Annotated in this window: 29 protein-coding genes; 10 read left to right on the top strand and 19 right to left on the bottom strand. The window is 67.0% G+C overall.

The annotated features are described in order from the left end of the window. Positions 1 to 17: 17 nt before the first annotated feature. From ACK5F2_RS06405 to ACK5F2_RS06395, 3 genes are read left to right on the top strand one after another with little or no spacing between them, the layout of a single operon-like run. Positions 18 to 1172, top strand: a complete 1155-nt coding sequence (locus ACK5F2_RS06405) for a hypothetical protein (RefSeq protein WP_409863598.1) — start codon at positions 18 to 20, stop codon at positions 1170 to 1172. A 46-nt stretch (positions 1173 to 1218) separates the two neighbouring features. Beyond that, entirely contained in the window at positions 1219 to 1731 is a 513-nt protein-coding gene (locus tag ACK5F2_RS06400) for a TlpA family protein disulfide reductase (RefSeq protein ID WP_409863597.1), read from the top strand. A 15-nt stretch (positions 1732 to 1746) separates the two neighbouring features. Further along, a complete protein-coding gene (locus tag ACK5F2_RS06395; protein ID WP_409863596.1) occupies positions 1747 to 2583 on the top strand; it encodes a substrate-binding periplasmic protein in 837 nt (278 codons plus the stop codon). 15 nt (positions 2584 to 2598) lie between these two features. Here the strand turns inward: ACK5F2_RS06395 and lipA are convergent, their stop codons facing one another. From lipA to ACK5F2_RS06380, 3 genes are all read right to left on the bottom strand, one after another. Further along, positions 2599 to 3600 (bottom strand): lipoyl synthase, encoded by a 1002-nt coding sequence (gene lipA / locus ACK5F2_RS06390; RefSeq protein WP_409863594.1) that lies wholly within the window; start codon positions 3598 to 3600, stop codon positions 2599 to 2601. Between the two features lie 33 nt (positions 3601 to 3633). Continuing rightward, positions 3634 to 4302 carry a lipoyl(octanoyl) transferase LipB gene (gene lipB / locus ACK5F2_RS06385; protein ID WP_409863592.1) on the bottom strand — a complete coding sequence of 223 codons (669 nt, stop codon included), beginning with the start codon at positions 4300 to 4302 and terminating at the stop codon, positions 3634 to 3636. A gap of 66 nt (positions 4303 to 4368) precedes the next feature. After that, the gene (locus tag ACK5F2_RS06380) at positions 4369 to 5187 is read right to left on the bottom strand and encodes a hypothetical protein (RefSeq protein WP_409863590.1); all 819 of its coding nucleotides are present in this window, start codon (positions 5185 to 5187) and stop codon (positions 4369 to 4371) included. 142 nt (positions 5188 to 5329) lie between these two features. On the opposite strand from ACK5F2_RS06380, the gene ACK5F2_RS06375 reads away from it, so the two are divergent. Beyond that, a complete protein-coding gene (locus ACK5F2_RS06375) occupies positions 5330 to 6628 on the top strand; it encodes a leucine-rich repeat-containing protein kinase family protein (protein ID WP_409863588.1) in 1299 nt (432 codons plus the stop codon). Between the two features lie 23 nt (positions 6629 to 6651). Here ACK5F2_RS06375 and ACK5F2_RS06370 read toward each other — a convergent pair whose 3' ends face one another. From ACK5F2_RS06370 to ACK5F2_RS06330, 9 genes are all read right to left on the bottom strand, one after another. Then, complete coding sequence (locus ACK5F2_RS06370; RefSeq protein WP_409863587.1) at positions 6652 to 6846, bottom strand: DUF2892 domain-containing protein; 195 nt, start codon at positions 6844 to 6846, stop codon at positions 6652 to 6654. Between the two features lie 102 nt (positions 6847 to 6948). After that, positions 6949 to 7632 (bottom strand): Crp/Fnr family transcriptional regulator, encoded by a 684-nt coding sequence (locus ACK5F2_RS06365; protein WP_409863585.1) that lies wholly within the window; start codon positions 7630 to 7632, stop codon positions 6949 to 6951. Between the two features lie 70 nt (positions 7633 to 7702). Then, a complete protein-coding gene (locus ACK5F2_RS06360; RefSeq protein WP_409863583.1) occupies positions 7703 to 7978 on the bottom strand; it encodes a DUF493 family protein in 276 nt (91 codons plus the stop codon). A gap of 14 nt (positions 7979 to 7992) precedes the next feature. Beyond that, a complete protein-coding gene (locus ACK5F2_RS06355) occupies positions 7993 to 8868 on the bottom strand; it encodes a D-amino acid aminotransferase (protein WP_409863582.1) in 876 nt (291 codons plus the stop codon). A 41-nt stretch (positions 8869 to 8909) separates the two neighbouring features. Further along, positions 8910 to 10058 (bottom strand): D-alanyl-D-alanine carboxypeptidase family protein, encoded by a 1149-nt coding sequence (locus ACK5F2_RS06350; protein WP_409863580.1) that lies wholly within the window; start codon positions 10056 to 10058, stop codon positions 8910 to 8912. 52 nt (positions 10059 to 10110) lie between these two features. Continuing rightward, complete coding sequence (locus tag ACK5F2_RS06345; protein ID WP_409863578.1) at positions 10111 to 10728, bottom strand: alpha/beta hydrolase; 618 nt, start codon at positions 10726 to 10728, stop codon at positions 10111 to 10113. A gap of 11 nt (positions 10729 to 10739) precedes the next feature. After that, complete coding sequence (locus ACK5F2_RS06340) at positions 10740 to 11066, bottom strand: (2Fe-2S) ferredoxin domain-containing protein (RefSeq protein WP_409863576.1); 327 nt, start codon at positions 11064 to 11066, stop codon at positions 10740 to 10742. 49 nt (positions 11067 to 11115) lie between these two features. Beyond that, a complete protein-coding gene (locus tag ACK5F2_RS06335) occupies positions 11116 to 12243 on the bottom strand; it encodes a VanZ family protein (RefSeq protein ID WP_409863575.1) in 1128 nt (375 codons plus the stop codon). 2 nt (positions 12244 to 12245) lie between these two features. After that, positions 12246 to 12674, bottom strand: coding sequence for a CopD family protein (locus ACK5F2_RS06330; RefSeq protein WP_409863574.1), 429 nt, complete (start codon positions 12672 to 12674; stop codon positions 12246 to 12248). A 284-nt stretch (positions 12675 to 12958) separates the two neighbouring features. On the opposite strand from ACK5F2_RS06330, the gene hemB reads away from it, so the two are divergent. Both hemB and ACK5F2_RS06320 read left to right on the top strand, forming a co-directional pair. Then, the gene (hemB, locus tag ACK5F2_RS06325; protein ID WP_409863573.1) at positions 12959 to 13987 is read left to right on the top strand and encodes a porphobilinogen synthase; all 1029 of its coding nucleotides are present in this window, start codon (positions 12959 to 12961) and stop codon (positions 13985 to 13987) included. A 10-nt stretch (positions 13988 to 13997) separates the two neighbouring features. Further along, positions 13998 to 15089 carry a magnesium transporter CorA family protein gene (locus tag ACK5F2_RS06320; RefSeq protein ID WP_409863572.1) on the top strand — a complete coding sequence of 364 codons (1092 nt, stop codon included), beginning with the start codon at positions 13998 to 14000 and terminating at the stop codon, positions 15087 to 15089. 13 nt (positions 15090 to 15102) lie between these two features. Here the strand turns inward: ACK5F2_RS06320 and ybeY are convergent, their stop codons facing one another. Continuing rightward, the gene (gene ybeY / locus ACK5F2_RS06315; RefSeq protein ID WP_409863571.1) at positions 15103 to 15546 is read right to left on the bottom strand and encodes an rRNA maturation RNase YbeY; all 444 of its coding nucleotides are present in this window, start codon (positions 15544 to 15546) and stop codon (positions 15103 to 15105) included. After that, the gene (locus ACK5F2_RS06310; RefSeq protein ID WP_409863569.1) at positions 15543 to 16547 is read right to left on the bottom strand and encodes a PhoH family protein; all 1005 of its coding nucleotides are present in this window, start codon (positions 16545 to 16547) and stop codon (positions 15543 to 15545) included. The genes ybeY and ACK5F2_RS06310 overlap by 4 nt, the downstream gene beginning before the upstream one ends. 94 nt (positions 16548 to 16641) lie before the next feature. On the opposite strand from ACK5F2_RS06310, the gene ACK5F2_RS06305 reads away from it, so the two are divergent. The 4 genes from ACK5F2_RS06305 to ruvB all read left to right on the top strand — a co-directional run bounded on the left by ACK5F2_RS06305 (position 16642) and on the right by ruvB (position 20370). After that, entirely contained in the window at positions 16642 to 17883 is a 1242-nt protein-coding gene (locus ACK5F2_RS06305) for a sensor histidine kinase (protein ID WP_409863567.1), read from the top strand. A gap of 104 nt (positions 17884 to 17987) precedes the next feature. Further along, positions 17988 to 18641, top strand: a complete 654-nt coding sequence (locus ACK5F2_RS06300; protein ID WP_409863565.1) for a response regulator — start codon at positions 17988 to 17990, stop codon at positions 18639 to 18641. Between the two features lie 101 nt (positions 18642 to 18742). Then, on the top strand, positions 18743 to 19312 hold the full coding sequence (ruvA, locus tag ACK5F2_RS06295; RefSeq protein ID WP_409863563.1) for a Holliday junction branch migration protein RuvA: 570 nt from the start codon (positions 18743 to 18745) through the stop codon (positions 19310 to 19312). Next, complete coding sequence (gene ruvB / locus ACK5F2_RS06290) at positions 19309 to 20370, top strand: Holliday junction branch migration DNA helicase RuvB (RefSeq protein ID WP_409863562.1); 1062 nt, start codon at positions 19309 to 19311, stop codon at positions 20368 to 20370. Before ruvA ends, ruvB begins: the two co-directional genes overlap by 4 nt. Before the next feature lie 100 nt (positions 20371 to 20470). On the opposite strand, the gene ACK5F2_RS06285 is transcribed toward ruvB, so the two are convergent. From ACK5F2_RS06285 to ACK5F2_RS06265, 5 genes are all read right to left on the bottom strand, one after another. Next, on the bottom strand, positions 20471 to 21391 hold the full coding sequence (locus ACK5F2_RS06285) for a porin (RefSeq protein WP_409863561.1): 921 nt from the start codon (positions 21389 to 21391) through the stop codon (positions 20471 to 20473). A gap of 164 nt (positions 21392 to 21555) precedes the next feature. Beyond that, positions 21556 to 22203, bottom strand: a complete 648-nt coding sequence (locus ACK5F2_RS06280; RefSeq protein WP_409863560.1) for a histidine phosphatase family protein — start codon at positions 22201 to 22203, stop codon at positions 21556 to 21558. After that, positions 22203 to 22523, bottom strand: a complete 321-nt coding sequence (locus ACK5F2_RS06275) for a DUF1840 domain-containing protein (protein WP_409863559.1) — start codon at positions 22521 to 22523, stop codon at positions 22203 to 22205. Before ACK5F2_RS06275 ends, ACK5F2_RS06280 begins: the two co-directional genes overlap by 1 nt. A 65-nt stretch (positions 22524 to 22588) precedes the next feature. Continuing rightward, positions 22589 to 24718 (bottom strand): putative bifunctional diguanylate cyclase/phosphodiesterase, encoded by a 2130-nt coding sequence (locus ACK5F2_RS06270; RefSeq protein ID WP_409863557.1) that lies wholly within the window; start codon positions 24716 to 24718, stop codon positions 22589 to 22591. Beyond that, positions 24715 to 26010 (bottom strand): HD-GYP domain-containing protein, encoded by a 1296-nt coding sequence (locus ACK5F2_RS06265; RefSeq protein ID WP_409863556.1) that lies wholly within the window; start codon positions 26008 to 26010, stop codon positions 24715 to 24717. Before ACK5F2_RS06265 ends, ACK5F2_RS06270 begins: the two co-directional genes overlap by 4 nt. Between the last annotated feature and the right edge of the window lie 32 nt (positions 26011 to 26042).

The raw sequence follows: 26042 nt of genomic DNA, 5'->3' as shown, positions 1-26042 counted from the left end.
CGCAGCCAGCCTCGCCCATGGAAAGCCCCAAACCCGCCCCTACAGCCGCGCCGATCACGGGCGCAGCCAATGATGTGGCGCAGGAGCTGACCGCGGCGCAATGGGCCCAGATCATGCAGCAACTGGGCGCCGAGATTGCGGGCCCCTTGTCGGCGGCCCTGGAACGCATCCACAACCTGACCGTCACCGGCCAGATCGATCGACAAGGCCTGCGAACCTTGCGCGAGTCCGTCGGACATGCCCGCGAGGCCGGCATGCTGGGCCAGCAACTGGCCCGCCTGGCTTCGGGCAGGCTGCGCCTGGCCCGCGAGCGCCTGCACCTGGCCCAGTTGTTGCGCGGCGTGCTGGCCCAGCGCAGCCGGGAAACCCAGGCCCGCGGTATTCAGATACGCCAGATGCTCAAGCCCATCGAGGTCATGGCCGACGGCGCGCTGATGCACTCCCTGCTCAATGCCCTGATGGACTGGGCCCTGAACAGCACCCACTCCTCCATCGACCTGCGCCTGGATCTGACGCCCTGGCCTCACAAGGCGAGGCTGGTGTGCCGTTTCGCCCACCGCTCCCAGGACCTGACGCAGGCCGCCCTGAACTCCGCCGAGCCCCCTGCCACGCTCAACTCCCTGGCTTGGCGGCTGGTTGAACAGACCGCGCTCACCATGGGTGTGCTGCCGCTGCGCGAAGACCAGGCCGGCATCACCGCGCTGACCCTGGAGTTCCCCCAAACCATGGGTGAGGACGACGCGCCCGCGCCGCCAGCGCCGCTAGCGCCGCCCCTGGCCGAACCCGCTGGAGCCGCCAAGCCGCTGACAGGCAGTCACTTGCTCATCGTCTCGCCACGCCAGGAACTGCGCAGCCAGCTGCAGTCCGCTGTGCAGCATATGGGCCTGCTGACAGACGCGGTCGACTCCGTCGCGCAGGCCGCGGACTTCTGCGCCGAAGGTCTGCCTCACGTCATTCTCTTTGAGAGCGCCCTGCGCAGCCCCGAATTGGAGCGCCTGCGTCAGAACCTGAGCCTGGATGCGCCGGGGCTTTGCTTCATCGAAGTCCTGGACGGTGAACAACTCACGCAGCTCTCCACCGCCACGCCTGAGGGCATTGCGCGCATCTCGCGGAGCCATGTCGACGACGCCCTGCCGTCGGTGTTGAGATTCGAGCTGTCCAAGCCGCAGTAAACGCGCGGCACTGCGGGCGCTCGCCCCCTGGTCTACACTGCCAGCCATGAAAGCGAGCCGACTTCTCGGGCCCCTGCTGGCCGTGGCGCTGCTGGCCGGCGCTGGCCTGCTGACCTACCAAAGCCTGGGTCAGCGGGACAAAGCCCCTGCCATCAGTTATGTGCTGCTGGACGGCAGCAAATTCGACTCCGCCCAGTGGCAGGGCAAGGTCATGCTGGTGAACTTCTGGGCCACCAGCTGCACCACCTGCGTGGCCGAGATGCCCGAGATCGTCGCCACCCACGAGAAGTTCAAGTCCCGCGGCTTCGACACCCTGGCTGTGGCCATGAGCTACGACCCGCCGGCCTATGTGGCCAACTTTGCCGCCAGCCGCAAGCTGCCTTTCGGCGTAGCCATCGACAACACCGGGGCAATCGCCCAGAAGTTCGGTGATATCCAGCTGACCCCCACCACCCTGCTGATCAACAAGCGCGGCGAGATCGTCAAGCGCTATGTGGGTACGCCGGACTTCGCCGCGCTGCACGGCCTGGTCGAAAAGCTGCTGGCAGAAGCCGGCTGAGCAGCGGAGCCTCGCATGCTGGCCCCGTGCATCCTGCGGCAGGCACTTCATCGTGGGGGCTTGGTGGCCAGGGCCACCCTGACTCTGGCACTGATGCTTGGCGGATATTCCTCAGCAGGCGCGCAATCAGCAGCCCCTGCGCAGCCGACCGCCGAAATCGTGTTGGCGGGGGAGGACGACTGGCCCCCTTACAGTTCGGCATCGACTGCCGAGCCTCAGGCTGCTCCTGTCGGCTTCGCCGTCGACTTGGTACGCGCTGTCTTTGCCTCTCAGGGCCTGACTGTCAAAATCATCTCCGTGCCCTTCGCTCGCTGCATGCTGTACGCCAAGACCGGACAGGTGGCGGGCTGCTTCAACGCCACGATCACCGACGACAACCGGGGCGACTATGTCTGGCATCAGCCGGCGATGTTCGAAGAGGAGTTGTCCATCTACGGACGTGTGGAGGAAACCGCATCGGAGATGCGCTTGTCCGACCTGCGCGGCAAGCGCGTGGCCTATACGAACGGCTACACCTACCCCAGCGAGTTCATGCATGACAGCCGCATCCAGAAGTTCAGCGCGGTCTCGGACACGGCACTCATCCGCATGCTGTTGAGCAGGCGTGTGGACTACATCTTGCTCAATCGAACGCCTGGCTCCATGCGGATCGACAACACGCCTGAGTTCCGTGGTCGGGTCAGGCGCACCGGCATCGTCTCGATGGACGGCTTCTGGCTGGCCTTCTCGAAGCAGCATCCGCAGGGCGAGCGCCTTGCCCTGCAATTCGGACAAGGCCTGAGCCAGATGCGCAGGGATGGCAGCTATCAGCGCATGCTCGACGAATTCAGGAGCCGCGTCGGCTACCGCTGATTCGCCGAAGCGGCTTCAAAGCACTTCGCGAGCACCGGCTTTCAGCACATCGTGGGCCTGCTGGTCGGCATGGTAGCTGCTGCGCACCATGGCGCCCACGGCGGCATGGGTGAAGCCCATCTTGTAGGCCTCTTCCTCGAACATCTTGAAGGTATCCGGGTGCACATAGCGGCGCACCGGCAGGTGGTGGCCCGAGGGCGCCAGGTACTGGCCGATGGTCAGCATGTCGATGTTGTGCTCGCGCATATCGCGCATGACCTGGAGGATTTCCTCGTCGGTCTCGCCCAGGCCCACCATGATGCCGCTCTTGGTGGGCACGCCCGGCACTTCTTCCTTGAAGCGCTTGAGCAGGTTCAGGCTGAACTGGTAATCCGAGCCCGGGCGTGCTTCCTTATACAGGCGCGGCGCGGTCTCGAGGTTGTGGTTCATCACGTCCGGCGGGGCGGCCTTCAGGATGTCCAGCGCGCGGTCCATGCGGCCGCGGAAGTCGGGCACCAGCACCTCGATCTGGGTCTGGGGGCTGAGCTCGCGCACCTTGGTGATGCACTCGGCAAAGTGGCCGGCGCCGCCGTCGCGCAGATCGTCGCGGTCCACGCTGGTGATCACCACGTACTTGAGCTTGAGCGCGGCAATGGTCTTGGCCAGGTTCTCGGGCTCGTTCACATCCAGCGGATCGGGGCGGCCATGGCCCACATCGCAGAAGGGGCAGCGGCGGGTGCACTTGTCACCCATGATCATGAAGGTGGCCGTGCCCTTGCCGAAGCATTCGCCGATATTGGGGCAGGAGGCTTCCTCGCAGACCGTGTGCAGCTTGTGCTCGCGCAGAATCTGCTTGATCTCGTAGAAGCGGGTGCTGGGCGAGCCGGCCTTGACGCGGATCCAGTCCGGCTTCTTCAGGGTCTCGGCCGGCACGATCTTGATGGGGATGCGCGCGGTCTTGGCCTGGGCCTTCTGCTTGGCTGACGCATCGTAGTCAGCGGCGCTCTGCGCCTGGTGGATCACGTTCTCGGTTGCCATGGCGGCTGCTCGCTTCTTGTGGATGCGGAAGAATCAGCGGCTCAGCTGGGCTTGAAGCCGCTCGCCGAATCGCCGGGCCACCTCGGGCCAGTCCGTGGAAACCCCGATTCTAGCGAGGTCCACCGTCTCCAGCCCGGCATAGCCACAGGGGTTGATGCCGCGAAAGGGCGCCAGGTCCATGGCCACGTTCAGGGCCGCGCCGTGATAGGTGCAATGGCGGCTGACCTTCAGCCCCAAGGCCGCGATCTTGCCCAGGCCCTTGAAGGGGTCGCTGGGATCGGCCGGGCCGCTCAGCGCGCCATGGGCGCCGGGATCGTCCAGGCGCACATAGATGCCCGGCGCGCCCGCCACGCGGTGCCCGGTGACGCCGAACTGCTCCAGGGTCTGGATCACCGCGGCCTCCAGGCGGAACACATATTCCTTGACGAAGATGCCCAGGCGCTTGAGGTCCACCAGGGGATAGGCCACCACCTGGCCGGGGCCGTGGTAGGTCACCTGGCCGCCGCGGTTGGTCTGCACCACGGGGATGCCCTGGGAGTTCAGCACATGGCCGGCCTGGCCGGCCAGGCCCTGGGTGTAGGTGGGGGGGTGCTCGCAGAGCCAGAGCTCGTCCTCGGTGTCCGGGCCGCGTGCCTCGGTGAAGGCGCGCATGGCGGCCTCGGTGGGCGCGTACTCAACCCGCCCCAGGGTTTTCACAATCATGGGCAGGATGTTAGCCTCAGCCCCTAAGGCCTGAGCTTGGCGGGGCGACTGAGCTGGACAAAGCACTCAGGCGCCGGGCACCCAGACCATGGCCAAGCTCACCCAGACACCCACGCTGAAATAGGGCGTGAGCCACAGGGCATCGGCCTTCCAGGCCGCCCAACTGCCGCTGGGCACGCGGCGGCGCCAGGCATCGCGCGCGCCCTGGTCCAGCGGCATATAGGCCTGGCCGCGGGCGCGGCCCGCCTGGTAGCGGCGCCAGTACATGGGCGCATCCACCATCAGCACATAGCTCACAAAGGCCAGGGCGCCCACGATGCCAAAGCCGGCCAGGGCAGGCACCCAGCCATCGCTGTTGACCGCGATCAGACCCAGCAGCGCGGCCATCAATGTGAAGCCCGCGGCCCAGAGCAGAGACTCCACGGCCTGGGTGATGTGGTTGAGCGTGAGCACGCTATGCCAGCAAAAGCCCTGGGCCAGGGTCATGAAGATCGGAATGGCCCAGGCCGCGCGCTGCACGCCGGGCAGGCCGGCATGGCCGGCCAGCTGATGCACCAGCAGGCCCAGCTGCAGGGCAAAGCAGATCTCGGCCACGGTGGCCGCGGCACGGCCCAGAAAGATGCTGGAGAGGTGGCTGTCCACCACCACCAGGCGCTCCAGGTCCACCCGCGGCAGCACCGAGCGGTAGGCGCAGACCAGCACATAGACGCCCGACAGCGCCAGATGCGCCTCGCCATAAGGGCTACCCACCGGCCCCAGATGCAGCATGGTGAACCACAGGCCCACATTCAGCAGGGCCAAGGCGCAGAGCAGGCGCCACCACAGCAAAACCCGCGCGTCCGCTGCAGCAGGCTCTAGCGAAAAAATATGGCGAAATGATGACATGGCGCCGTGAGCGTAACCGTGCTCTGCGCCGCGCGGCAAGCATGGCCCGGATGGATCATGGCCACCCCGGAGCCCGCAGCGACAATCGGGGCCCGCCGGGCGCTCAGGCCCGAGGCTCCCCGATTCTCTTTGGCTACACCGCGTGTCCCACACCCTTGAACAACTGCGCGCCGGCGCCCTGGCCGGCAGCCCGCGCATCAGCCTGAACGGCGCCGGGCTCACGGCCCTGCCGCCCGAGCTCTTTGAACCGGCCATGGCCCAGACCCTGGAGATCCTGGATGTCTCGGGCAATGCCCTGGATACCCTGCCCGAGGCCCTGGCCGCGCTGCCGCGCCTGCGCATCGTCTTCGCCTCGGCCAACCGCTTCACCGCCCTGCCCGAGGTGCTGGGCCGCTGCGCGCAGCTGGAGATGGTGGGCTTCAAGAGCAACCAGATTCAGGAAGTCACGGACGCCGCCCTGCCGCCGCGCCTACGCTGGCTCATCCTCACCGACAACGCCATCGAACAGCTGCCCGAGGCCCTGGGCGAGCGTCCCCGCCTCCAGAAGCTGGCCCTGGCCGGCAACCGCCTTCGCGCCCTGCCGCAGCGTCTGGCCCAGGCCCGGCAGCTGGAGCTGCTGCGCATCTCGGCCAACCGGCTGGAGGCCCTGCCCGAGGGCCTGCTGCAGCTGCCGCGCCTGGCCTGGCTGGCCTGTGGCGGCAACCCCTTCAGCGAGGCGCGCGAGCAGGCCGCCCTGGCCCACACGCCCGTGCCCACACTCACCTGGACGGCCCTGCGCCTGCACGAGCGCCTGGGCGAAGGCGCCTCGGGCGTGATCCACCGCGTGGAGTGCGAGGGCCAGGCCCTGGCCCTCAAGCTCTTCAAGGGCGAGGTCACCAGCGATGGCTGGCCGCACAGCGAGATGGCGGCCTGGCTGGCCGCCGGCAGCCACCCGGGCCTGATCCCGGTGACGGGCCGGCTGCACGCTCACCCCGAGGGACGCGCCGGCCTCTTCATGCCCCTGGTCCCGCCCAGCTTCCGCGCCCTGGCCGGCCCGCCCAGCCTGGACTCCTGCACCCGCGACATCTACCCCAGCGGCCTGCGCCTTGACCTGGGCTCCGTACGCCGGCTGGCCGGTACGGTGGCCGCTGCGCTGGCTCAGCTGCACGAGCGCGGCATCAGCCATGGGGATCTGTATGCCCACAACATCCTCCACGGCCCCGGTGGCCAGGCCTATCTGGGTGACTTTGGCGCAGCCAGCCTCTTTGAACCCGACACGGCGCATGCCCGCGGCCTGCAAGGCTTGGAGGTGCGGGCCTTTGGCTACCTGCTGGAGGAACTGCTGGCGCACTGCCCGGATGGAGAAGATTCCTCCGAGCTGCGGACGCTGATGCAGGCCTGCCTCGTGGAAACGCCCGCGGAGCGGCCGCTGTTTGCGACGCTGGCGCGGGCACTGGGCTGAGCAGACGGCTCCGCCGTCCGTCTTCAGTCCTGCTTGACGGGGCAGGTGCTCATGCCCAGCAGGGGGTAGGCGGGGCAGAAACGAAACAGCCCCGTCAGCAGGGGCACCACGCCCAGATAGCCCCACAGGCCCACGGCGCCCGTCGCCGCGGCGGCAATGAGCGCCGCGCCCACAACGATGCGCAAAACGCGGTCGATGCCGCCGACATTGCTTTTCATGATTCAGCTCCTCGCGATTGAGTGGTCCGGATTGCCACGGATTTCGTGATCCGTGACCCCACTGTCGCAGCGGTCTCGGCCCGCGTCTGTGACCGGGGTCACTTAAGCCTGGCCGCCGGCCAGAGCGCGCAAGGCAGCGGCATCAAGAATCTCGATGCGCTCCCGTCCCAGGAGCAAGCAGCCCTCGCGCTCAAAGCGCTTGAGCAAGCGGGTCACGATCTCGCGTACCGTGCCCAGCTCGTCGGCAAGCTGCTGATGGGTGGTCTGCAGAACGGCACCATGCCCCAGCAGGGCGCCGGCCAGGCGCTGGTCAAGACGCTGAAAGGCCACGGCCTCGGCCAGGGCCATGAGCTCGGCAATGCGGTCGGCAAAGATGCCGAAGACATAGCGTCGGAAGCCTTCATCGGCCGTCCATTGCGCAAAACCCTGCGGGTCAAGCAGGATCAGCTCACAGGGCTCGGTGCTCACACCGTGCGCGGCCAATACCGCATGCCCGAACAGGCAGGAGGTCGAGGCCACGCAGAGCTCACCATGCTGCACACGGTAGAGCTCCAGCGAGCGACCATTGGGCGCGCCGCGCGCCACGCGCACCTCGCCCTTGAGCACCATGGGGAAGCCCTGGCAGGGCTGCCCCTCGCTGAACAGCAGCGTGCCGCCCGGCACCTGCAAAGCCACGGCATGCTCGGCCAACACGGACTCACGCATCGCGGCGGGCAGGGCGGCTACCGCGGGGTAGCGCGCGAGCAAGTCTTCAATCTGTGCCGCATTCGGGGCGCTGGAGTTCATGTGATCTCGGGGGTGATGTCAGCGGCGCCGGCACGCCCGGGGTCCGGGCCGATGAGCCCAGTCGGACGGCTCAGAGCACCACCTTGACCATGGGATGGGTGGTCAGGGTGCGGTAGAGCTCATCGAGCTGCTCGCGGCTGGTGGCCGTGATGGTGATGGTCAGGCCGAGGTAGTTGCCGCCCTTGCTCGGGCGCTGCTCGATGGTGGCGGCGTCAAACTCCGGATCGAACTGCCGAGCCACATGGGTGATGGCTTCGATGAACCCCTCCACATGCGCGCCCATCACCTTGATGGGAAAGCGCGAGGGGTACTCGATCAGCGACTCTTCGGGGGAAATGTCACGCATGGTGTGTCGGTCTTTCAGATCGATTGCAGGGGCTTGGCCCGCTGGTAGGCCTCGTACAGGCGCGCATAGACCGGCCCTGGCTTGCCGCGCAGGGCGCCATGCCCTACGGGCTCATGGTCCAGCGTGGTGACGGGCAGAACTTCCTTGGTCGCCGAGCTCAGCAGGATCTCGTCCGCCGTAAAGACCTCGCTCTCGGCGATGGGGCGCAGATTGAAGGCGATGCCGCAGTCCTCGCAGAGCTCACGCAGCAACTCCACGCGTATGCCCTCCAACACCTGCTCGCTCTTGGGTACGCCCAGCAGGGCGCCTTCCTTGACGATCCACACATTGGAGGCCGAGGCCTCGGTCAGATGACCGTCGCGGAACAACAGGGTTTCGAGCGCGCCGGCATCGGCCGAAATCTGGCGGGCCAGCACATTGCCCAGCAAGGAGGTGCTCTTGATATCGCCACGCTCCCAGCGGAAGTCACGCGCGCTGATGCAGGCCACACCGTGATGGCGCTGCTCCGCGGTGGGCAACTTCGCCGGCACGGCATAGGCAAAGGCCGTCGGTTCGCAGTCCTCGGGCATCACATGGTTGCGCGGCGCGGGACCACGGGTGACTTGCAGATAGATCCACTGATCCTCGGCAGACTGGCCATCGACCAGCCGTCGGCACACGCTCAGCCACTGATCCCGACTCAGGGGATTGGGGATGCGCAGCTTGGACAGACTGCGGTCCAGGCGGTCCATATGCTGGACAAAGCGGAACAGGCGTCGCGCATAGACCGGGATCATCTCGTAGACACCGTCACCGAAGATGAAGCCCCGGTCCATGACCGAGACTCTGGCCTGGGCCAGAGGGCCGTACTCGCCGTTCAGATAGCACTGAACCTCGGGCAGCTCGATCATGCGCACCTCCTGAGCAGAGTGCTCAGCATAGGCTCAAAGCCTTACTTGATCCACAGGCGGATGGAGTCCCAGGCGCGGCCGAAGATACCGGCCAGGGGCACGTCCTGCTGCACCACCAGGGGCACCTCGGCCACGGCCACGCCGGCGGTCGTGGTGACCTTGAGCGTGCCCACGCGCTGCCCCTTGGTGAGGGGGGCCACCAGGGGGTCGGTGCGCTCGACCTTGGTCTGCAGCTTGCCACCTTCGCCGCGCGGCACGGCCACGAAGACCGGGCCCAGGGCGCCCAGCTTGGCCTCGGGCGCAGCGCCCTTCCAGACCGGCACGGTGGAAACGGCCTGGTCCTTGTCGAACAGGCGCACCGCGTCGAAGGCCGCATAGCCCCAGTTCAGCAGCTTCTGGCTCTCGGCGGCACGGGCCTCCTTGGAGGCCGTGCCCATGACCACGCTCAGCAGTCGGCGCTTGCCATTGGGAAAGTCGCGTTGAGCGCTGGACACCAGGCAATAGCCGGCGGCATCGGTGTAGCCGGTCTTCATGCCATCCACGCTGGGATCACGGCCCAGCAGCAGATTGCGGTTGTGCTGCTTGATCTTGTTGAAGGTGAAGTCGCGCTGCGAGTAGTAGGTGTAGTACTCGGGGAAGTCCTGAATGATGCGCGAGGCGATCACGGCCATGTCGCGGGCCGAGCTCTTGTGGCCGGGCTCGGTGATGCCGGTCACATTCTTGAACTGGGTGTTCTTCAGGCCCCAGGCCTGAGCCTGGCGGTTCATCATGGCGACGAACTGCTCCACCGTGCCGCCCACGCCCTCGGCCAGAGCCACCGAGGCGTCGTTGCCACTCTGGATGATCATGCCCTTGAGCAGCTCATCCACCTTGGGCGTCATCGTGGTGTCGATGAACATCAAGGAGGGATCGCCCTTGCGCTCATCCCAGGCTCGCTTGGACACAGTCAGGGGCTGGTCCAGCGTGAGGCGCTTTTCCTTGAGCGCATTGAAAACAATGTAGGCCGTCATCAGCTTGGTCAGCGAGGCCGGGTCCTGGGCCACATCGGCCTCGCGCTCGGCCAGCACCTTGTTGGCGGTGACATCGAGCAGCAGGTAGTTGCGCGCCGCGATCTCGGGCGGCTGCGGAGCCTGGGCCAGGGTATTGGAGGCCGCAGCAGCGGCCAGCGCAAAGGCAATCAAACGCTTCATCGGAACAGAGGCAGCAAGGGAAAACGAGCAAGAAGACGGAACATGAACCGGCTCAATGCCAGCCACGCACCACGATGTCACGCAGCAGCGGCAGCTGCCCGTGAAAGAAATGGCCCACACCGGGCACCACGGTCACCGGCAGCGCCTGCGGGCGCGCCCAGTCCAGCACGGCGGAGAGCGGCACCACATCGTCCACCTCGCCATGCACCACCAGGGTGTCGGCGGGCACGGGCGCCATGTCGAAGCGGCTGGCTGCCGGCCCCACCAGGGCCAGACGCTCGGGGCGCAGGTCCTCGGGCAGGGCCTGGTTGGCCCGCGAGGCCACATAGCCGCCGAAGGAAAAGCCTGCCAGGGCCAGGGGCAGGCTCGCCTCGCGGTGGGCGGCAATCACGGCCAGGGCGTCGTCCACCTCGCCACGGCCCTCATCCCAGCCGCCCTGCGAGCGGCCGATACCGCGGAAGTTGAAGCGCGCCGTGCGGTAGCCCAGCTGCAAAAAGGCGCGCGCCAGGGTCTGCACCACCTTGTTGTCCATGGTGCCGCCCTGGGTGGGATTGGGGTGGCAGATCACGGCCACGCCACGCAGCGAACGCTCGGCGGCGGGCTGGTCGATGGCGCATTCGATCGCGCCGACCGGACCGTCGATCAGGCGCTTCTCGGTCTGGGAATTCATGGGGCCGGACCTCAGCGCCCGACGTTGTCGGGCAGCACCAGGCGCTCGACGACCTGACCGTTCTTCAGATGGCTCTCGACGATCTCGTCGATATCGCTCTGGTCCACATAGGTGTACCAGACCGCATCGGGGTAGACCACGGCCACCGGCCCGCCTGCGCAGCGGTCCAGGCAGCCGGCCTTGTTGACCCGCACGCCGTCCTTGCCAGCCAGGCCCAACTGCTTGACGCGCGACTTGCAGTGCTCGAAGCCTGCCTGCGCATCGTGCTGGGCGCAGGCGGCCTCGCCGTTCTCGCGCTGGTTGAGGCAGAAGAAGATGTGGCGCTGGAAATAGCTCATGGCCCGATTGTAGGCAGGCCGGGTTTTCCCCGGCTCAGCGCGGGCCGGCTCAGGACTCCCGCCGCACCAGCAGGCGCAGCAGCCAGGCCAGCACGCCAAAGGGCCAGAGCCAGCCCACCCATTGCGCTAGGCCGTAGAAGCTGATGAAGCGCCCCTGCTCCCAGCCCTGCAGGCTCTGGGCCAGATAGGGATCACCCGGCGCTTCGCTCACCAGGGCGATCAGGGCGCACACCGCCACCAGGCCCCAGGCCGCGCAGGCGCGGCGCGAGCAGGCGCAGAGCATGCAAGCCAGGCCCAGGCCCAGGGCCAGGCCCGGCCAGCTGCTGGGCGTGAGCCAGGCCCAGGCATGTTGGGGGCCGAAGTTCAGCGCGGTGGACAGAGCCGTGCCCAGGACGCCCAGACCCGCCGCGCCAAAGACCAGGAGCAGGCGCTGCCAGCCCGGCCGCGCCACCGAGAGCGCCAGCACGCACGGCGCCAGCAGGCCCAGGGCAATGGTCAGGCCCTCCAGACCGGGCGGCAGCGGCGGGCTGTCGGCCAAGCTCGCGGCCTGATCCCACTGCAGGTCCCAGGGCGTGTCCTCCAGCGCGCTGGCCGCCAACTCGCGCAGCCGCGGCAGCACCTGGCCCAGGCCCAGGGGCACGGGCGCGGGGAAGAGCAGGCCCATGGGCCAGAGCGCCAGCAGGGCCAAGGCCCCGGCGCTGTGCGGCACGAACCAGTGCTCGCGCCGCGCCTGCCAGCGCGTGAGCCCGCCGATCAGGTGCAGCAGCAGGCCCAGCAGCGCGCCGGCCGCGGCGCCTGCGGTATTGAGCCACCAGTCCACGAGCGAGGGCACGCGGCGCGGCAGGAAGTACTGCAGGCTCTCCATGCCGAAAGACAGCAGGGGCGCCAGGCCCAGGCCCAGGCCCAGGGCCAGCAGCAGAGACCCGCCGCTGCGCACCACGGCCGCATAGACCAGCAGGCCCAGGGGCAGGTAACCGGCCAGATTGGCCTGCACATCGAAGCCCCCCCAGTACTTGGGCCAGGGCAGGCCGATCAGATCGCCGGCCTTCAGGCCGGGCGGCCAGGCCCAGGGCCCGAAGGGATAGAGGCTGGCATAGACCACCAGCATCGCGTAGGCCAGGGCCAGCAGGCTTGCCGAGCTGGGACGCCGCGGCAGGCGGGGAGGCAGCCAGGCCATACTCAGAAGGGCTTGACCACCACCAGGATCACGATGGCAGCAAAGCCCAGTACCGACACCTCGTTGAAGACGCGGAACCAGCGGTGGCTGCGCTTGTTGGCCAGCTGCTCAAAACGGCGCAGCAGGGCGCGGCAGTAGTGGTGGTAGCCGATGGCCAGCAGCACCAGCGTGAGCTTGGCATGCATCCAGCCATTGCCCGGGCCGCGGCCAATGCCGTAGTACAGCCAGAGGGCAAGACCCAGCAACAGGGCCGGAATCATCAGCAGGCTCGTGAAGCGGTAGAGCTTGAGCCCCATCAGGAGCAGGCGCTCGCGCTCGGCATGACTGTCCGTCGGCACCATGGCCAGGTTCACGAAGATGCGGGGCAGATAGAACAGGCCAGCAAACCAGGCGGCCACGAAGACGATGTGGAAGGCTTTGATCCAGAGCATCGGGCCATCATAAGCGGCGGCCGCCCACAGCCTGTGGTGGCACGAACGAGCCCACTGGGCGAAAAAAAACCCCGGCCATCAGCCGGGGTTAGAAAGCCTTTTCGCTGTCATCACGTTAAGGCTCCTGCTCAGGGAGGAAAAGCAGGGAACGACCACCTTGCGGCTATCATTCGCTGGCAAGTTTAACAGAGGACGTCCGGCCGCGTCTCTACGGGATGTTGCGTAGAGTGAGCATATTGGCACACTCCGCCCTGCGTCCCACCTTTGCTCACGGAGTCCCGCCCTTGTCCGCCTTCCGCCGCGCCGCAGCCGCCATCCCCGCCCCCTACCCTGCCAGCCGCCCGCGCCGCCTGCGCCGCGATGCCTTCACACGCGCCCTGGTGCGCGAGCATGCGCTGCAAGCCAGTGACCTGATCCTGCCGGTCTTTGTGCACGAGGGTGAGAACCGTGTCGAGGCCGTGCCCTCCATGCCCGGGGTGTCACGCCTGAGCCTGGACAAGCTGCTGGAACTGGGCCACGAGTGCGTGGCCCTGGGCATTCCGGTGATGGCCCTGTTCCCCGTGATCGACCCCGCGCTGAAGACGCCCGACGGCCGCGAAGCCACCAATCCTGACGGTCTGGTGCCGCGCGTGGTGCGAGCACTCAAGGCTGAACTGCCCCAACTGGGCCTGCTCACCGATGTGGCGCTGGACCCCTACACCAGCCATGGCCAGGACGGCGTGGTCGATGAGACGGGCTACATCATCAATGACACGACGGTGGATATCCTGGCTCGCCAAGCCTGCATGCAGGCACAGGCCGGGGTGGACATCGTGGCGCCCAGCGACATGATGGACGGCCGCGTGGGCGCCATCCGTCAGGCGCTTGAGGACGCAGGCCATGTGCACACCCGCATCATGGCCTACAGCGCCAAGTACGCCAGCGCCTTCTACGGCCCCTTCCGCGACGCGGTGGGTTCCAAGGCCAATCTGGGCAAGGCCGACAAGAAGACCTACCAGATGGACCCCGGCAACAGCGACGAGGCCCTGCGCGAAGTGGCGTTGGACCTGGCGGAAGGCGCGGACATGGTGATGGTCAAGCCCGGCATGCCGTATCTGGACATCGTGCGCCGCGTCAAGGATGAGTTCCGCGTGCCCACCTTCGCCTACCAGGTGAGCGGCGAGTACGCCATGATCAAGGCGGCCGCCGCCAATGGCTGGCTGGACCATGATGCGGTGATGATGGAATCGCTGCTGGCCTTCAAGCGCGCGGGCGCCGACGGCGTGCTGAGCTATTTCGCGCTCGAAGCGGCGCGCCTGCTCAAGCGGGGCTGATAAGCGCCTGATGCGGATCTTCCACGTTCAGGGCGATCGCTTTCTCGAGCTCGAGGCCCTGCCGGCCCAGTTGCCGGCCCAGGGCTTTGTGTGGATCAGCTGCGCGCAGACCGAGTTCGGCCAGCGCGTGGCCGCGGTGCAGGAGAAGCTGCAGGCCTGGACTGGCGGCCAGCTGGTGGACCTGCATGTCTCCGACCTGCTGAACCCGCAGCTGCCCTCGCATTTCGACTACACCTCCTGGTACGACCTGCTGGTCTTTCGCCGCCTGGGCTCGGCCCTGCTGGAGGCGGCGCCGGACGAGCCCGCCGCGCCGCGCCCGACGCAGCGCGCGCACGCGACGGTGGCCACCAGCCCGGTGGGCTTTGTGATCTTCGACCGGGTGCTGGTGAGCGTGCACCCCGGCGACTGCCAGGTGCGCGACTTCTTCGCCGAGCGTCTGGGTCGCCTGGCCCAGGGCGCGGCCGACTACCGCGGCAATGCCCGGCTGCCGCAGAGCCCGGCGGACCTGATGCTGCGCATGGTCAACCACATGGTGGACAGCTATCTGGAGCTGCGCCGCCTGCTCAGCCGCGAGCTGGGCGCGCTGCAGCAGCAGCTGCTGGACCCGCGCAGCCGTTTTGCCGACTGGCCCCAGCTGCTGGAGGCCCGCAATCTGCTGACCTTGCTGGAAGACGTTTGCGAGGACCAGCGCAGCGCCGTGCAGGAATGGCTGGACGCGCTGGAGGAATGGCCGGCGGCCGAGACGGCGCCGCAGCAGCGTGAACGCGAGTTGCTGCGAGTGCGCTCACGCGATGTGCTGGAGCATGTGGAGCGGGTGCACTCCCATGTGCGGCGCCTGGAGTCTTCGGCCGAGTCGGCGGTGCAGATGCACTTCTCGGCCCTGGGTCACCGCACCAACAACATCATGCGCACGCTGACGGTGCTCACCGCCATCTTCCTGCCGCTGAACCTGATCACCGGCATCTTTGGCATGAACTTCGATGCCCTGCCCCTGATCCACAGCGCCACCGGCTTCTGGGTGGCCTTCGGCCTGATGCTGGCCGTGGGCCTGGGCCTGGCGGCCTTCTTCTGGCGCAAGCGCTATCTGAGCAGCCGGCAGTGAGCCGCGCAGGCCTTCAGCGGGCGTAGGGGTCGGCGAAACCCAGGGCCTGCAGGATCTCGCTTTCGCGCGCCTCCATGCACTCGGCCTCGTCATCTGCCTCGTGGTCATAGCCCTGGGCATGCAGGGTGCCGTGCACCAGCATATGGGCGTAGTGATCCACCAGGGCGATGCCCATCTCGCGCGCCTCGCGCTCCACCACCTCGGCGCAGATCACCAGATCGGCGCCCACCACCGGCTCGTGGCTGTAGTCGAAGGTGAGCACATTGGTGGCGTAGTCCTTGCCGCGGAACTCGTGGTTGAGCTGGCGCCCTTCCTCGGCATCCACGATGCGCACCGCGATCTCGCCCGGCAGTTCCAGGGCCGCGCGGATCCAGCGCGCCACCTTGTGGCGCGGCAGCTGGGCCTTGTGGCGCGGGTCGGCAAACTGCAGGGACAGGCTCAGTTCGGGACGGCTCATGCGGCACCCGCCTGGCGGCCGGCATCGCGCTTCTTCTGCCGGCGCTCATAAGCCTCGACGATGCGCGCCACCAGGGGATGGCGCACCACATCGGCACTGGTGAAGCGGGTCATGGCAATGCCCTTGACCCGGGCCAGCACCTGCTCGGCATCGACCAGGCCGCTGGGCACGCCCTTGGGCAGGTCGATCTGGCTGGTGTCGCCCGTCACCACGCATTTGCTGCCAAAGCCGATGCGGGTGAGGAACATCTTCATCTGCTCGGGCGTGGTGTTCTGGGCCTCGTCCAGGATCACGAAGGCGTGGTTGAGCGTGCGGCCGCGCATAAAGGCCAGGGGCGCGATCTCCAGCTGGCCCTTCTCGAAGGCCTTGTTGACGCGGTCGAAGCCCATCAGGTCGTAGAGCGCGTCGTAGAGCGGGCGCAGATAGGGGTCCACCTTCTGCGTCAGGTCGCCAGGCAGAAAGCCCAGGCGCTCGCCGGCCTCCACCGCGGGCCGGGTCAGGATGATTCGCTGCACCGTGGAGCGCTCCAGCGCATCCACCGCGCAGGCGACGGCCAGAAAGGTCTTGCCGGTACCCGCCGGGCCGATACCGAAGCTGATGTCGCTCGCCAGGATCTGGCGCAGGTACTGGTGCTGGTTGGGCGTGCGGCCCGCCAGGTCGGCGCGGCGGGTGCGCAGCACCAGGTCCTGGCCCGCGACCGGCACACCGGCAGCGGCCAGCTCGCGCGCCGGAGCCGCACCCAGATCCGCCAGGGCCTCGGCAATGGCCAGCTGCAGGGTCTCGGCGGGTATGGCGCGGCGTGCGCGCTCGTACAGCGCCTGCAGCAGAGCTTGCGCCCGCTGGGCTGCGGCCTTGGGCCCCTCGATGCGGAACTGTTCCTGCCTTCTTGTAATGCGCAAGCCCATTGCGGCCTCGATCTGGCGCAGATGCTCGTCCAGCGTGCCGCAGAGGTGGGACAGGCGGGTGTTGTCTATGGGGGTGAATTGCGGTCTGAGTATCAAGGCGGAATCTCGCGCTGGCTGCGGCATCGGGCTCCGATTGTCGCCCCTTGGAGGGCTTCGCCGCCGTCATAGGCTTACTGCACAATCGCCCCCCATGCAAAGCACAAGCCTCTCCCTGCTGCTGGGCCTCATGCTGCTGCCCATGGCCTTGCTGCTGGGTCTGCTGGCAGCCCGCCATGCGCGCGAGCGCCACTGGTCCTGGTTGGCGGCATCCATGGGGCTGTGGTCCCTGGCCAGCGCAGCAGCGGCCTGGCCACAGCGCCAAGCCCTGCACCTCTCCCTTGCCCTGATGGCCTGGGCGGCAGGCACCCTGATCATCTATCTGCTGCGCAGCATGGGGAGCAAGCCGAGCTGGCTGCTGGCGGCCTTGGTCGCACAAGGACTGGCCCTGCCGGCCAGTCTGCTGCTGCTGCCAGAGCATGCGCCCTTGCTGAGCCGAGGCTGGTCCGTGCTCTTGATGCTGGAAACGGCGGCTGCCCTGCTGCTGCGCCTGCGCAATCCCGGCCTGCTGCTCGGAGAGGGGCCAGCCCCGGCCCTGCTGGTTGGGGCCACGCTGGCCCTGGCGGCCGAGCTGGGCCCCTGGCCGGTGCTGCCCTATGTCCTGCCCATCCTGGGCTTGGCCCTGGGCATGCAGCTGGTCTTGAGTTTTGCCCAGGCTCGCGACGAGGCAGAACGGCGCCAGCTGGAGCTGGAGCAGCATGTGCAATCCAAGGTCAGCGAGATCGAGCGCAATTACAGCGAGCTGGCCGAACAGAAGCTGGAGCAGGTGACCGAGCGAGAGCGCAAGCGCATCGCCGCGGATCTGCATGACGATCTGGGCGCGAAGCTGTTGACCATCGTGCACACCAGCGAATCCGACCGCATCTCCACCCTGGCGCGCGAGGCCCTGGAGGAGATGCGCCTCTCGGTGCGCGGCCTGACCGGCAAGCCGGTGCAGCTGCTGGACGCCCTGGGCGACTGGCGGGCCGAGGTGGTTTCGCGTCTGGGCCAGGCCAATATCCTGGCCGAGTGGAAGGCCCCGGCCGAGGATGTGGTCCACACCCTGCCCGCGCGCGCCTATGTGCAGACCACGCGCATCCTGCGCGAATCGGTCAGCAACATCATCAAGCACAGCGGCGCCACCCACTGCATCGTCAGCTGCACGGTCAAAGACGGCGACTTCCAGGTTGTGATCCAGGACAACGGGCAGGGCATCTCCACCGAGCTGGATGGCCGCCTGGATCGCGGTCACGGCATGGCCAGCATGAAGTCCCGCGCCAAGCAGATGCATGGCCAGTGCCTGGTCGAGTCCGGGCCAGGCTGGGGAACCGTGATCCGTCTCACGATCCCCCTGTGAATGAGTCGATGGCGGGCTGCAGCCATTGGCAAGCCTGCCGATAAGCGCTAAGTTGCCACCTCCTGGCCTCGCGACCCAAGCGGGCATAGAAAGAACCTCAAGACATGAACCACATCCTCCTGCTCGAAGACATCCCCGAGATCCGCGCGTGGCTCAAGGCCTTGGTGAAACAGATCTTCGCCAACGCCCAGATCACCGAGTGCTCGCGGGTGCAGGATGCGCTCAAGCAGGTACAGACCCAGCGCTTCACCCTGGCTTTGTTGGATCTGGGCCTGCCGGACGGCTCGGGGGTGGAGGTGGTGACGGCACTGCGGGAGCATCAACCCGAAGTGCAGTCGGTCATCGTGACCATCCACGACGATGACGAGCACCTGTTCCCCGCGCTTCAGGCCGGCGCTTTCGGCTATCTGCTCAAGGAACAGTCGCGCGAGCTGCTGGTGGAGCAGCTGCAACGCATCAGCCAGGGCGAGCCGCCGCTCTCCCCTTCGATCGCACGCAAGGTCATCTCCTACTTCGCCGCCCAGAGCCGCCCCCAGGCCAGCGCCCTGCTGCACGAGGTTTCGCTCACCGACCGCGAGACCGAGGTGCTGCTGCGCGTGGCCAAGGGCTTCACCCTGCCCGAGATCGGCGTGCAACTGGGCCTGTCTCGCCACACCATTGCCGACTATGTGAAGCAGATCTACCGCAAGCTCAATGTGAGCTCGCGCGCCGAGGCCGCGCTGGAAGCGCAGCGCCTGGGTCTCTTTGGCAGGAACTGAGCCGAGTCCGCCCGGCAAGGTGGCGCGTCCGACACGCGCCACTGCAAAAACACTGGACGAATATCCAGCCGGCGTGCGCCAAACGCGGATAATCCGCGCTCATGATCGGCAAACTCAGCGGCGTCATCGCGGAAAAGTCGCCCCCGCAGGTTCTCATCGATGTGCAAGGCGTCGGCTACGAGCTCGACGTGCCCATGAGCACCTTCTACAACCTGCCCGCCCTGGGCGAGCGCACCAGCCTGCTGACGCATCTGAGCATCCGCGAGGATGCCCATGTGCTCTTCGGCTTCCTCACCGCCGAGGAGCGCAACACCTTCCGCCAGCTGATCAAGATCAGCGGCGTGGGCCCCAAGATGGCCCTGTCCCTGCTCTCCGGCCTCTCGGTGGCCGAGCTGGCCCAGGCCGTCTCCAAGCAGGAGAGCGGACGCCTGGTCAAGGTGCCGGGCATCGGCAAGAAGACGGCCGAGCGCCTGCTGCTGGAGCTCAAGGGCAAGCTGGGGCCGGACCTGAGCCAGCCCGTCAGCGTGGCCAACGACGCCCAGGCCGACATCCTGCAAGCCCTGATCGCCCTGGGCTATAGCGAGAAGGAGGCCGGTGCGGCGCTCAAGGCCCTGCCGCCCGAGGTGGGTGTCAGCGAGGGCATCAAGCTGGCCATGAAGAAGCTGTCATGAGCATACAGACCGACGATTTCGCGCCCGCCCCGCAGCAGCAACGCCTGATCAGCGCCGCCTCCACCTCGCCCAACGAGGACGCCATCGAGCGCGCCCTGCGGCCCAAGCTGCTGGACGAGTACGTGGGCCAGAGCAAGGCGCGCGAGCAGCTGGAGATCTTCATCGGCGCGGCCCGCAAGCGCGCCGAAGCCCTGGACCATGTGCTGCTGTTCGGCCCGCCGGGCCTAGGCAAGACCACCCTCTCCCACATCATCGCCGCCGAGCTGGGCGTGAACCTGCGCCAGACCTCGGGCCCGGTGCTGGAAAAGCCCAAGGACCTGGCGGCCATCCTGACCAACTTGGAGCGCAACGATGTGCTCTTCATCGACGAGATCCACCGGCTCTCGCCCGTGGTCGAGGAAATCCTCTACCCCGCGCTGGAGGACTATCAGATCGACATCATGATCGGCGAGGGCCCGGCCGCCCGCTCCATCAAGCTGGACCTGCAGCCCTTCACCCTGGTGGGCGCCACCACCCGCGCCGGCATGCTGACCAATCCGCTGCGCGACCGCTTCGGCATCGTGGCGCGCCTGGAGTTCTACACGGCCGAAGAGCTGCAGCGCATCGTGACCCGCTCGGCCGGCCTGCTGAACGCGCCCATCGACCCCGAGGGCGCGCTGGAAGTGGCCCGCCGCTCCCGTGGCACGCCGCGCATCGCCAACCGCCTGCTGCGCCGGGTGCGGGACTATGCCGAGGTCAAGGGGGATGGCCGCATCACCAAGCCCATCGCCGACAAGGCCCTGGCCATGCTGGACGTGGACCCACAGGGCTTCGACCTGATGGACCGCAAGCTGCTGGAGGCCGTGGTGCACCGCTTCGACGGCGGCCCGGTCGGTCTGGACAATGTGGCCGCCGCCATCGGCGAGGAGAGCGGCACCATCGAGGACGTGATCGAGCCCTATCTGATCCAGCAAGGCTATCTGCAGCGCACCCCGCGCGGCCGCATCGCCACCCTGGCGGCCTTCCGCCACCTGGGCGTCGCGCCGCCCAAATCGGCCGGACAGCTGTTCGACGAATAGGCCGTCTGCCGAGATCACACTCGGCGACTCGATACCAAAGATCTAGCGGCCAAAAGAAAAGGCGCCCCGAGGGGCGCCTTTCTCACATCCGATCCGGAGATCAGAAGTTGTGGCGGATGCCAGCAGCCAGGGAGTTGAAATCCTTGCTGTTCAGCTTGGCGTCCACGTCGGTGTAGTACGCGTACACCTTGGTGCGCTTGCTCAGGTTGTAGTTGTAGCCCAGGGTGAACTGGTTGGTCTTGCCTTGAGCGGCGAAGTCGCCCTTGCCTTGGGTGGCGCCGTAGTTCACGTGGAACTCGGACTGACCCAGGGTGTACATGCCCGAAACGCGATACACGTTGCGGTTCTGAGCGCCGTCGTCGGCACGCTGGTAGTAGCCACCGAAGGTGAAGGCGCCCAGCTCATACAGGCCGCGGACAGCGAACTGCGAGCGCTTGTCTTCCTTGCTGTAGCCGGCGCCCAGGTGCAGGGGGCCGCCCACGTAGTTGGCAGCCAGGTCGAACAGCTTCTCTTGACCAGCCTGGCCTTCGCCAGCCGACACGGAAGCGCTGGCGCTGAAGCCACCGTAGGTCGGGGTGAAGTAGCCGATCTTGTTGGACGAACGGAACGGGCCGCCGTACAGAGCGTCGCTGGACGAACCGGTGTCGTGGTTGTGCATGCTGACGTAGTCAGCAGTGGCGAAGTAGGACTCGGGCGTGAAGTTACCCAGACGCACGGCACCGAAGGAACCGGCCAGCTGCACCCAAGCCTCGCGACCCCAGAAGGTGGCAGCTGCGCGACCGTCGTCGGAGTTCAGGCCGCTTTCCAGGTTGAACGAAGCCTTCAGGCCGCCGCCCAGGTCTTCAGCGCCCTTCAGGCCGAAACGCGAGCTGTTGTTGGCCACGACCACCTTGCGGTCGCCGGTGCCTTGCTTCTGGCTTTCAACGGTGGTGTTGATGCGACCGTACAGGGTCACGGAGCTTTGAGCGAAAGCCGAAGCGGAGATAGCGGCCAGGGCGGCCACGAGAGCGATCTTTTTCATCATCTGCCTTTGAGAGTTGAAGGGAAGCCGGGCTGTCGCCCGATCTTTTTCGGTGATGTGGCCGCAGTATAGGAGGGCTAGGGTAAGACCGAATGTTGACCGACGCGAATTTGCAACAGTGCTGTGATACAGATAAGGCTGCGTCGGCGACCGCGCCAAAGCGCTCAGGCCGCTACCTCGTCCTGGCCCAGGCCATCCAGATGCAGATCGTCGTTCCAGCCCACCACGCTCAGGCCCGCCGGCGTGTAGAGCAAGCGGTTGATCGTGGCATTGCCCAAGGCCCAGCTCCGGGGCGCCTCCAGCGGCAGTCTTCGGCCGGCCCGGTACAGGCAATCCATCACCCCGCCATGGGCAACCAGCAGCAAGGTCTGGCCCGGGTGAGCCTGGGCCAGACGCTCCACGGCACCGACGGCTCTTTGGTAGAAGTCGTGCAAGCGCTCCCCACCCTCGGCCCCAAAGTCGGGGTCGCGCCGCTTCCAGCGCAGCACCTGATCGGGCCAGCGCGCTTCGATTTCCGCCCAGCTCAGACCCTCGAAACAGCCGAAGCCACGCTCACGCAAGCCGACGTCCTCCCCCACCGGGAGTCCGCTACGCGCAGCGATGGCGGCCGCCGTCTGGCGGGCACGCATGAGATCGCTGGCATAAATGGCGTCAATCGGCTCACCGGCCAAGACCTCGGCCAGACGCTGAGCCTGGGCCTCGCCCAGGGGGCTTAAGGGCACATCCAGATGCCCCTGGATACGGCGCTCGCGATTCCAGGCCGTCTCACCATGGCGCACCGCCAACAAGGTGGTGACAGTGTCCAGGCCCATCAAGACTGCCAGATCAGATCATGTCCACCGCGCAACGCCAGGCGCATGGCGCCCAGCAGCGGCCAGGCGCGCTGACGTAGCGTCACGCCGGTGCGGCGCGGGATGGGCTCGCCCGCCGCCTCGGCCTGTGCCTGTTGGCGGGAAAAAGCGGCCTCGTCCTCGGCCACCGCCTGCTCCAGATGCTCGATCGCCTCGACCAGCTGGCTGCTCGTGATGATGCCTTCCGGGGTGGCCTCGCGCCCCATCAGCGTCAGGATCTGCTCGCCATGGGCGGCGAGCATGATCACATCGGCACTGTCCTTGGACTGGAATCGGTACATAGGGTCTCCTGATCGCTGAGCGGCCACTCGGGCATTGTGCCCGTGGAGTGGCCGGCCAGGCAGATTCAGGCGGCCCGACCTCGCACCAGGCGTACGGGCGACAAGGCCGGACGGGGGGGGGGAAGCTGGGGCTGCCAGACCTTGTCCTCGAAGGCGCGTGTCTCCAGCGCCGGGGCGAAGAGATAGCCTTGATACTCATGACAGCCCGCGCGCGCCAGAAAGTCGCGCTGGGCTTCGGTCTCCACCCCTTCGGCAATCACCAGCAGGCGCAGGGCGCGCCCCATCTGGATCACGGCATTCACAATGCCGGCATCGCTCTCGTCCGCGGGCAAGCCCTGGATGAAGCTGCGATCGATCTTGAGGCGCTGGATGGGGAAGCGCTTCAGATAGCCCAGGCTGGAATAGCCGGTGCCAAAGTCGTCGATGGACATGCACACGCCCAGTTCGGCCAGGGCCTGCAAGCGCAGCAGCGCCTCCTCGGCATCGCGCAGCAGAATGGACTCGGTGAGTTCAAGCTCCAGCAGCGAGGGCGGCAGACCGGCAGCCTTGAGGGCTTGCGCAACCGTATCAACGAACTGGCTTTGCTGAAATTGCAGGGCCGAGACGTTCACGGCCACCTGGATGCGTCGCCCCTGGCGCAGCCAGTCGGCGGCCTGCTGCACCGCCTGACGCAACACCCAATCGCCAATGGCGACGATAAATCCACTCTCCTCGGCCACCGGCACAAACTCGGAGGGCGGAATGTCACCGCGCAGCGGGTCGCGCCAGCGCAGCAGGGCTTCGGCGCCAATCACACGGCCGCTGCCCAGGTCCACCTGCGGCTGGTAGTGCAGCCGGAACTGCCCCTCCAGCAGAGCCTGACGCATGGCGTGATCCAGTCGCATGCGCGAGAGCAGATCCACATGCTTGCGCGGCTGGTGAAAGCGGAAGGCACCACGCCCACTCTCCTTGACCCAGTGCATGGCACGCTCGGCACTCGCCATGAGCTCATCGGCCCCACCCCCATCGCTGGGGAACAGGGCAATGCCCACCGAGCAGGTGACGGTGAAACTCAGCGTGTCGAAGCTGAAGGGCCTGGCCATGGCCTCCTGAACCCGGCGCGCCGCATGCTCCGCCCCACGCGCATCGGCCTGGTGGACCAGCAAAGAGAACTCGTCGCCGCCCAGGCGCGCCACGGTGTCCACCTCCCGCAGGCATTCCCGCAGACGCTGGGCCACTTCCTTGAGCACACGATCGCCGTAGGAATGCCCCAGGGTGTCATTGATCTGCTTGAAGCGATCCAGGTCGACATTGAGCAGGGCGAAGCCCGAGGCGTCGCGGCGCGCCATGGCTTGGGCGTAGTCAATGCGCTCGGCCAGGGCCCGCCGGTTGGGCAGGCCGGTCAGCATATCGGTGTGCGACAGCTCATCGATGCGCTGACTGGCAGCGAGCTTCTCGCTGAGGTCGCGGAAGGAATACACCCGGCCGATGGGGCGCCCCCGACTCCACTGCGGCAGCGAGACGCGCTCCAGCACCCGGCCATCCAGCAGCTTGATGATGTCGCTGGTCTGCAGCAGGGGAGCTTCCTGAATGGCGGCCAGACGGGTCGCGTAGGCCACGCCATCCACCACGCTGCGCCGCATCCAGGCCTGCACCGCCTCGTCATTGCGCTCCAGCAGCAGGTCTTCGGGAAGGCCCCAGAGCGAGGCAAAGCGCTGATTGAAGCTGCGCATGCGTCCGGCCAGATCCGACACCAGGATGCCATCGGCCGTGGACTCCAGGGTCGCTTTCAGCTCGGCGAGCAGGGTCTCGCGCTCCTCATCATGCTGCCGTTGCCGGCTGAGATCACGCATCGAGACCAGCCAAACCCCATCACCATCGGACAGCGCCATATGGCTGATGCGTCGCGCGGCCCAGATCATCTGGCCGTCGGCGCGCCGCAGCATGGTGTCGGTATGCAAGCCCTCGCGGGAACCTGCCGCAGCCTCCATCCAGAACAGCGCATCCTCTGCCGTGCAGGCCAGCGATTCCATGCTGGCACCGATCAGGCGCGCAGGCTCCAGCCCCAATAGCTGGGTAGCCGCCTGATTGACGGCAATAACGCACAGCGTACGCGCATCCACCAGCCACACCGCCTCTTGAAGCCCGTCGATCAGGGCTTGGTCGTGGTGCGGGCGCGGGTGAATCGAGCTACTGCCGAGCGTTGCGGGGATCACGCCGCCAACTCCCCGAGTGGCATGGTGGTGCTCTCAAAGAAGTAGGCCACTCGCGTACGGGGGCTCAGATAGTCCAGTGCCGCGCGAGGCAGCAGACTGGGCTTGAGGCTGCGGCGTATGCCCAGATCCGGGTGATCTTCCAGGTTCAGGATCAGGGCCTCCTCCCTAGGCACCTTGGGGTCATGCACCATCACCCGCGGCTTGAGCGGCCGCGATGAGTTCACGGCCACCACCAGAGCGTAGCGATCATCGGTGAGCTGCACCGCCGAGCCGGGCGGATACACGCCCATCATCCGGATGAAGGCATTGAGCATGGTAGCGTCGAAGCGATTGCGCCCCTGGGCAAACATGAGGGACAAGGCCTCGTGCGGCGTCATGGACTTGGACGCCAGCAAGGGGTTGCAAAGACCGTCAAAGCGATTGACCAGGGCCACGATGCGGGCGGCGGCACTCATGCGATCCACATTGATGCGCTGCGGAAAACCACTGCCATCGGCATTCTCATGATGCTGGGCAATGACCAACAGCGGGCCCGGGCTCAGCCCCATGGCCTGAGCCAAGGCCACGCCCTTTTGGACATGCTGCTGGTAGGCCTGAGTCTCGGCCAGGGTGAAGCTGTCATCGCGATTGCGAACCCGTGCCGGGAGCTCGGTCTTGCCGAGATCGTGCAAGAGCGCGCCGACGCCGAGGTCCATCATCTCCTCGCGGCCCAGCCCAAAGGCTCGTCCCAGCAACATGGAGATGATGGCCACATTCAGGGCGTGAGCCGTACCGCGATCCCCCGCCCCTTCATTGAGCAGGCGGATATTGAGGTCGCCTTCGACCAGCATCTTGTCCAACAGGGCGCCGGACAAGGCGATGGCCTGATCCCGAGAGCCTCGCGGCTCCCGCGGCAGCACTTCCATGATGTCGCGGAAGGCTGTCGCCGCCTCGCCGTACTGACGCTCGCACAGGGAGAGTGCCTCGCGCTGGGCGGCCAGAGCACGCTTGTGGGCCTCGCGGGCGAGTTGCTCGGGGCTGGGCTTGGCCTGTTGCTGAGCCTGGTCGGGGCTCTCGCCCCCGGGCTGCGCCTCATTCGGCGCCGCGGCCTCGGTCTGCAAATCACTGCGGCTGGGACTCCAACGCACCTGTTTGAGTCCCAGGCGACGCAACACCAGGAGCTGATCCTCCGAACTCAGCTTGAAGCTGCTGAGCGGAAACGGATGCGCCATCCAGCCCAGGTCCAGGTGAATGAACATGCCCACCTTGAGCTGCGCAACGTCGATCAAAGGATCCGAAGTGTTGTCCTTCATCTTCTTCCTACGCCTTTTCTAGGCGCCCTCGG

The organism is Roseateles sp. (genome assembly GCF_046300915.1).
In the GTDB taxonomy this organism is placed as follows: domain Bacteria; phylum Pseudomonadota; class Gammaproteobacteria; order Burkholderiales; family Burkholderiaceae_C; genus Kinneretia.
Note: the sequence above shows the minus strand (reverse complement) of the source record. Positions and strands in the feature narration are given on the sequence as shown.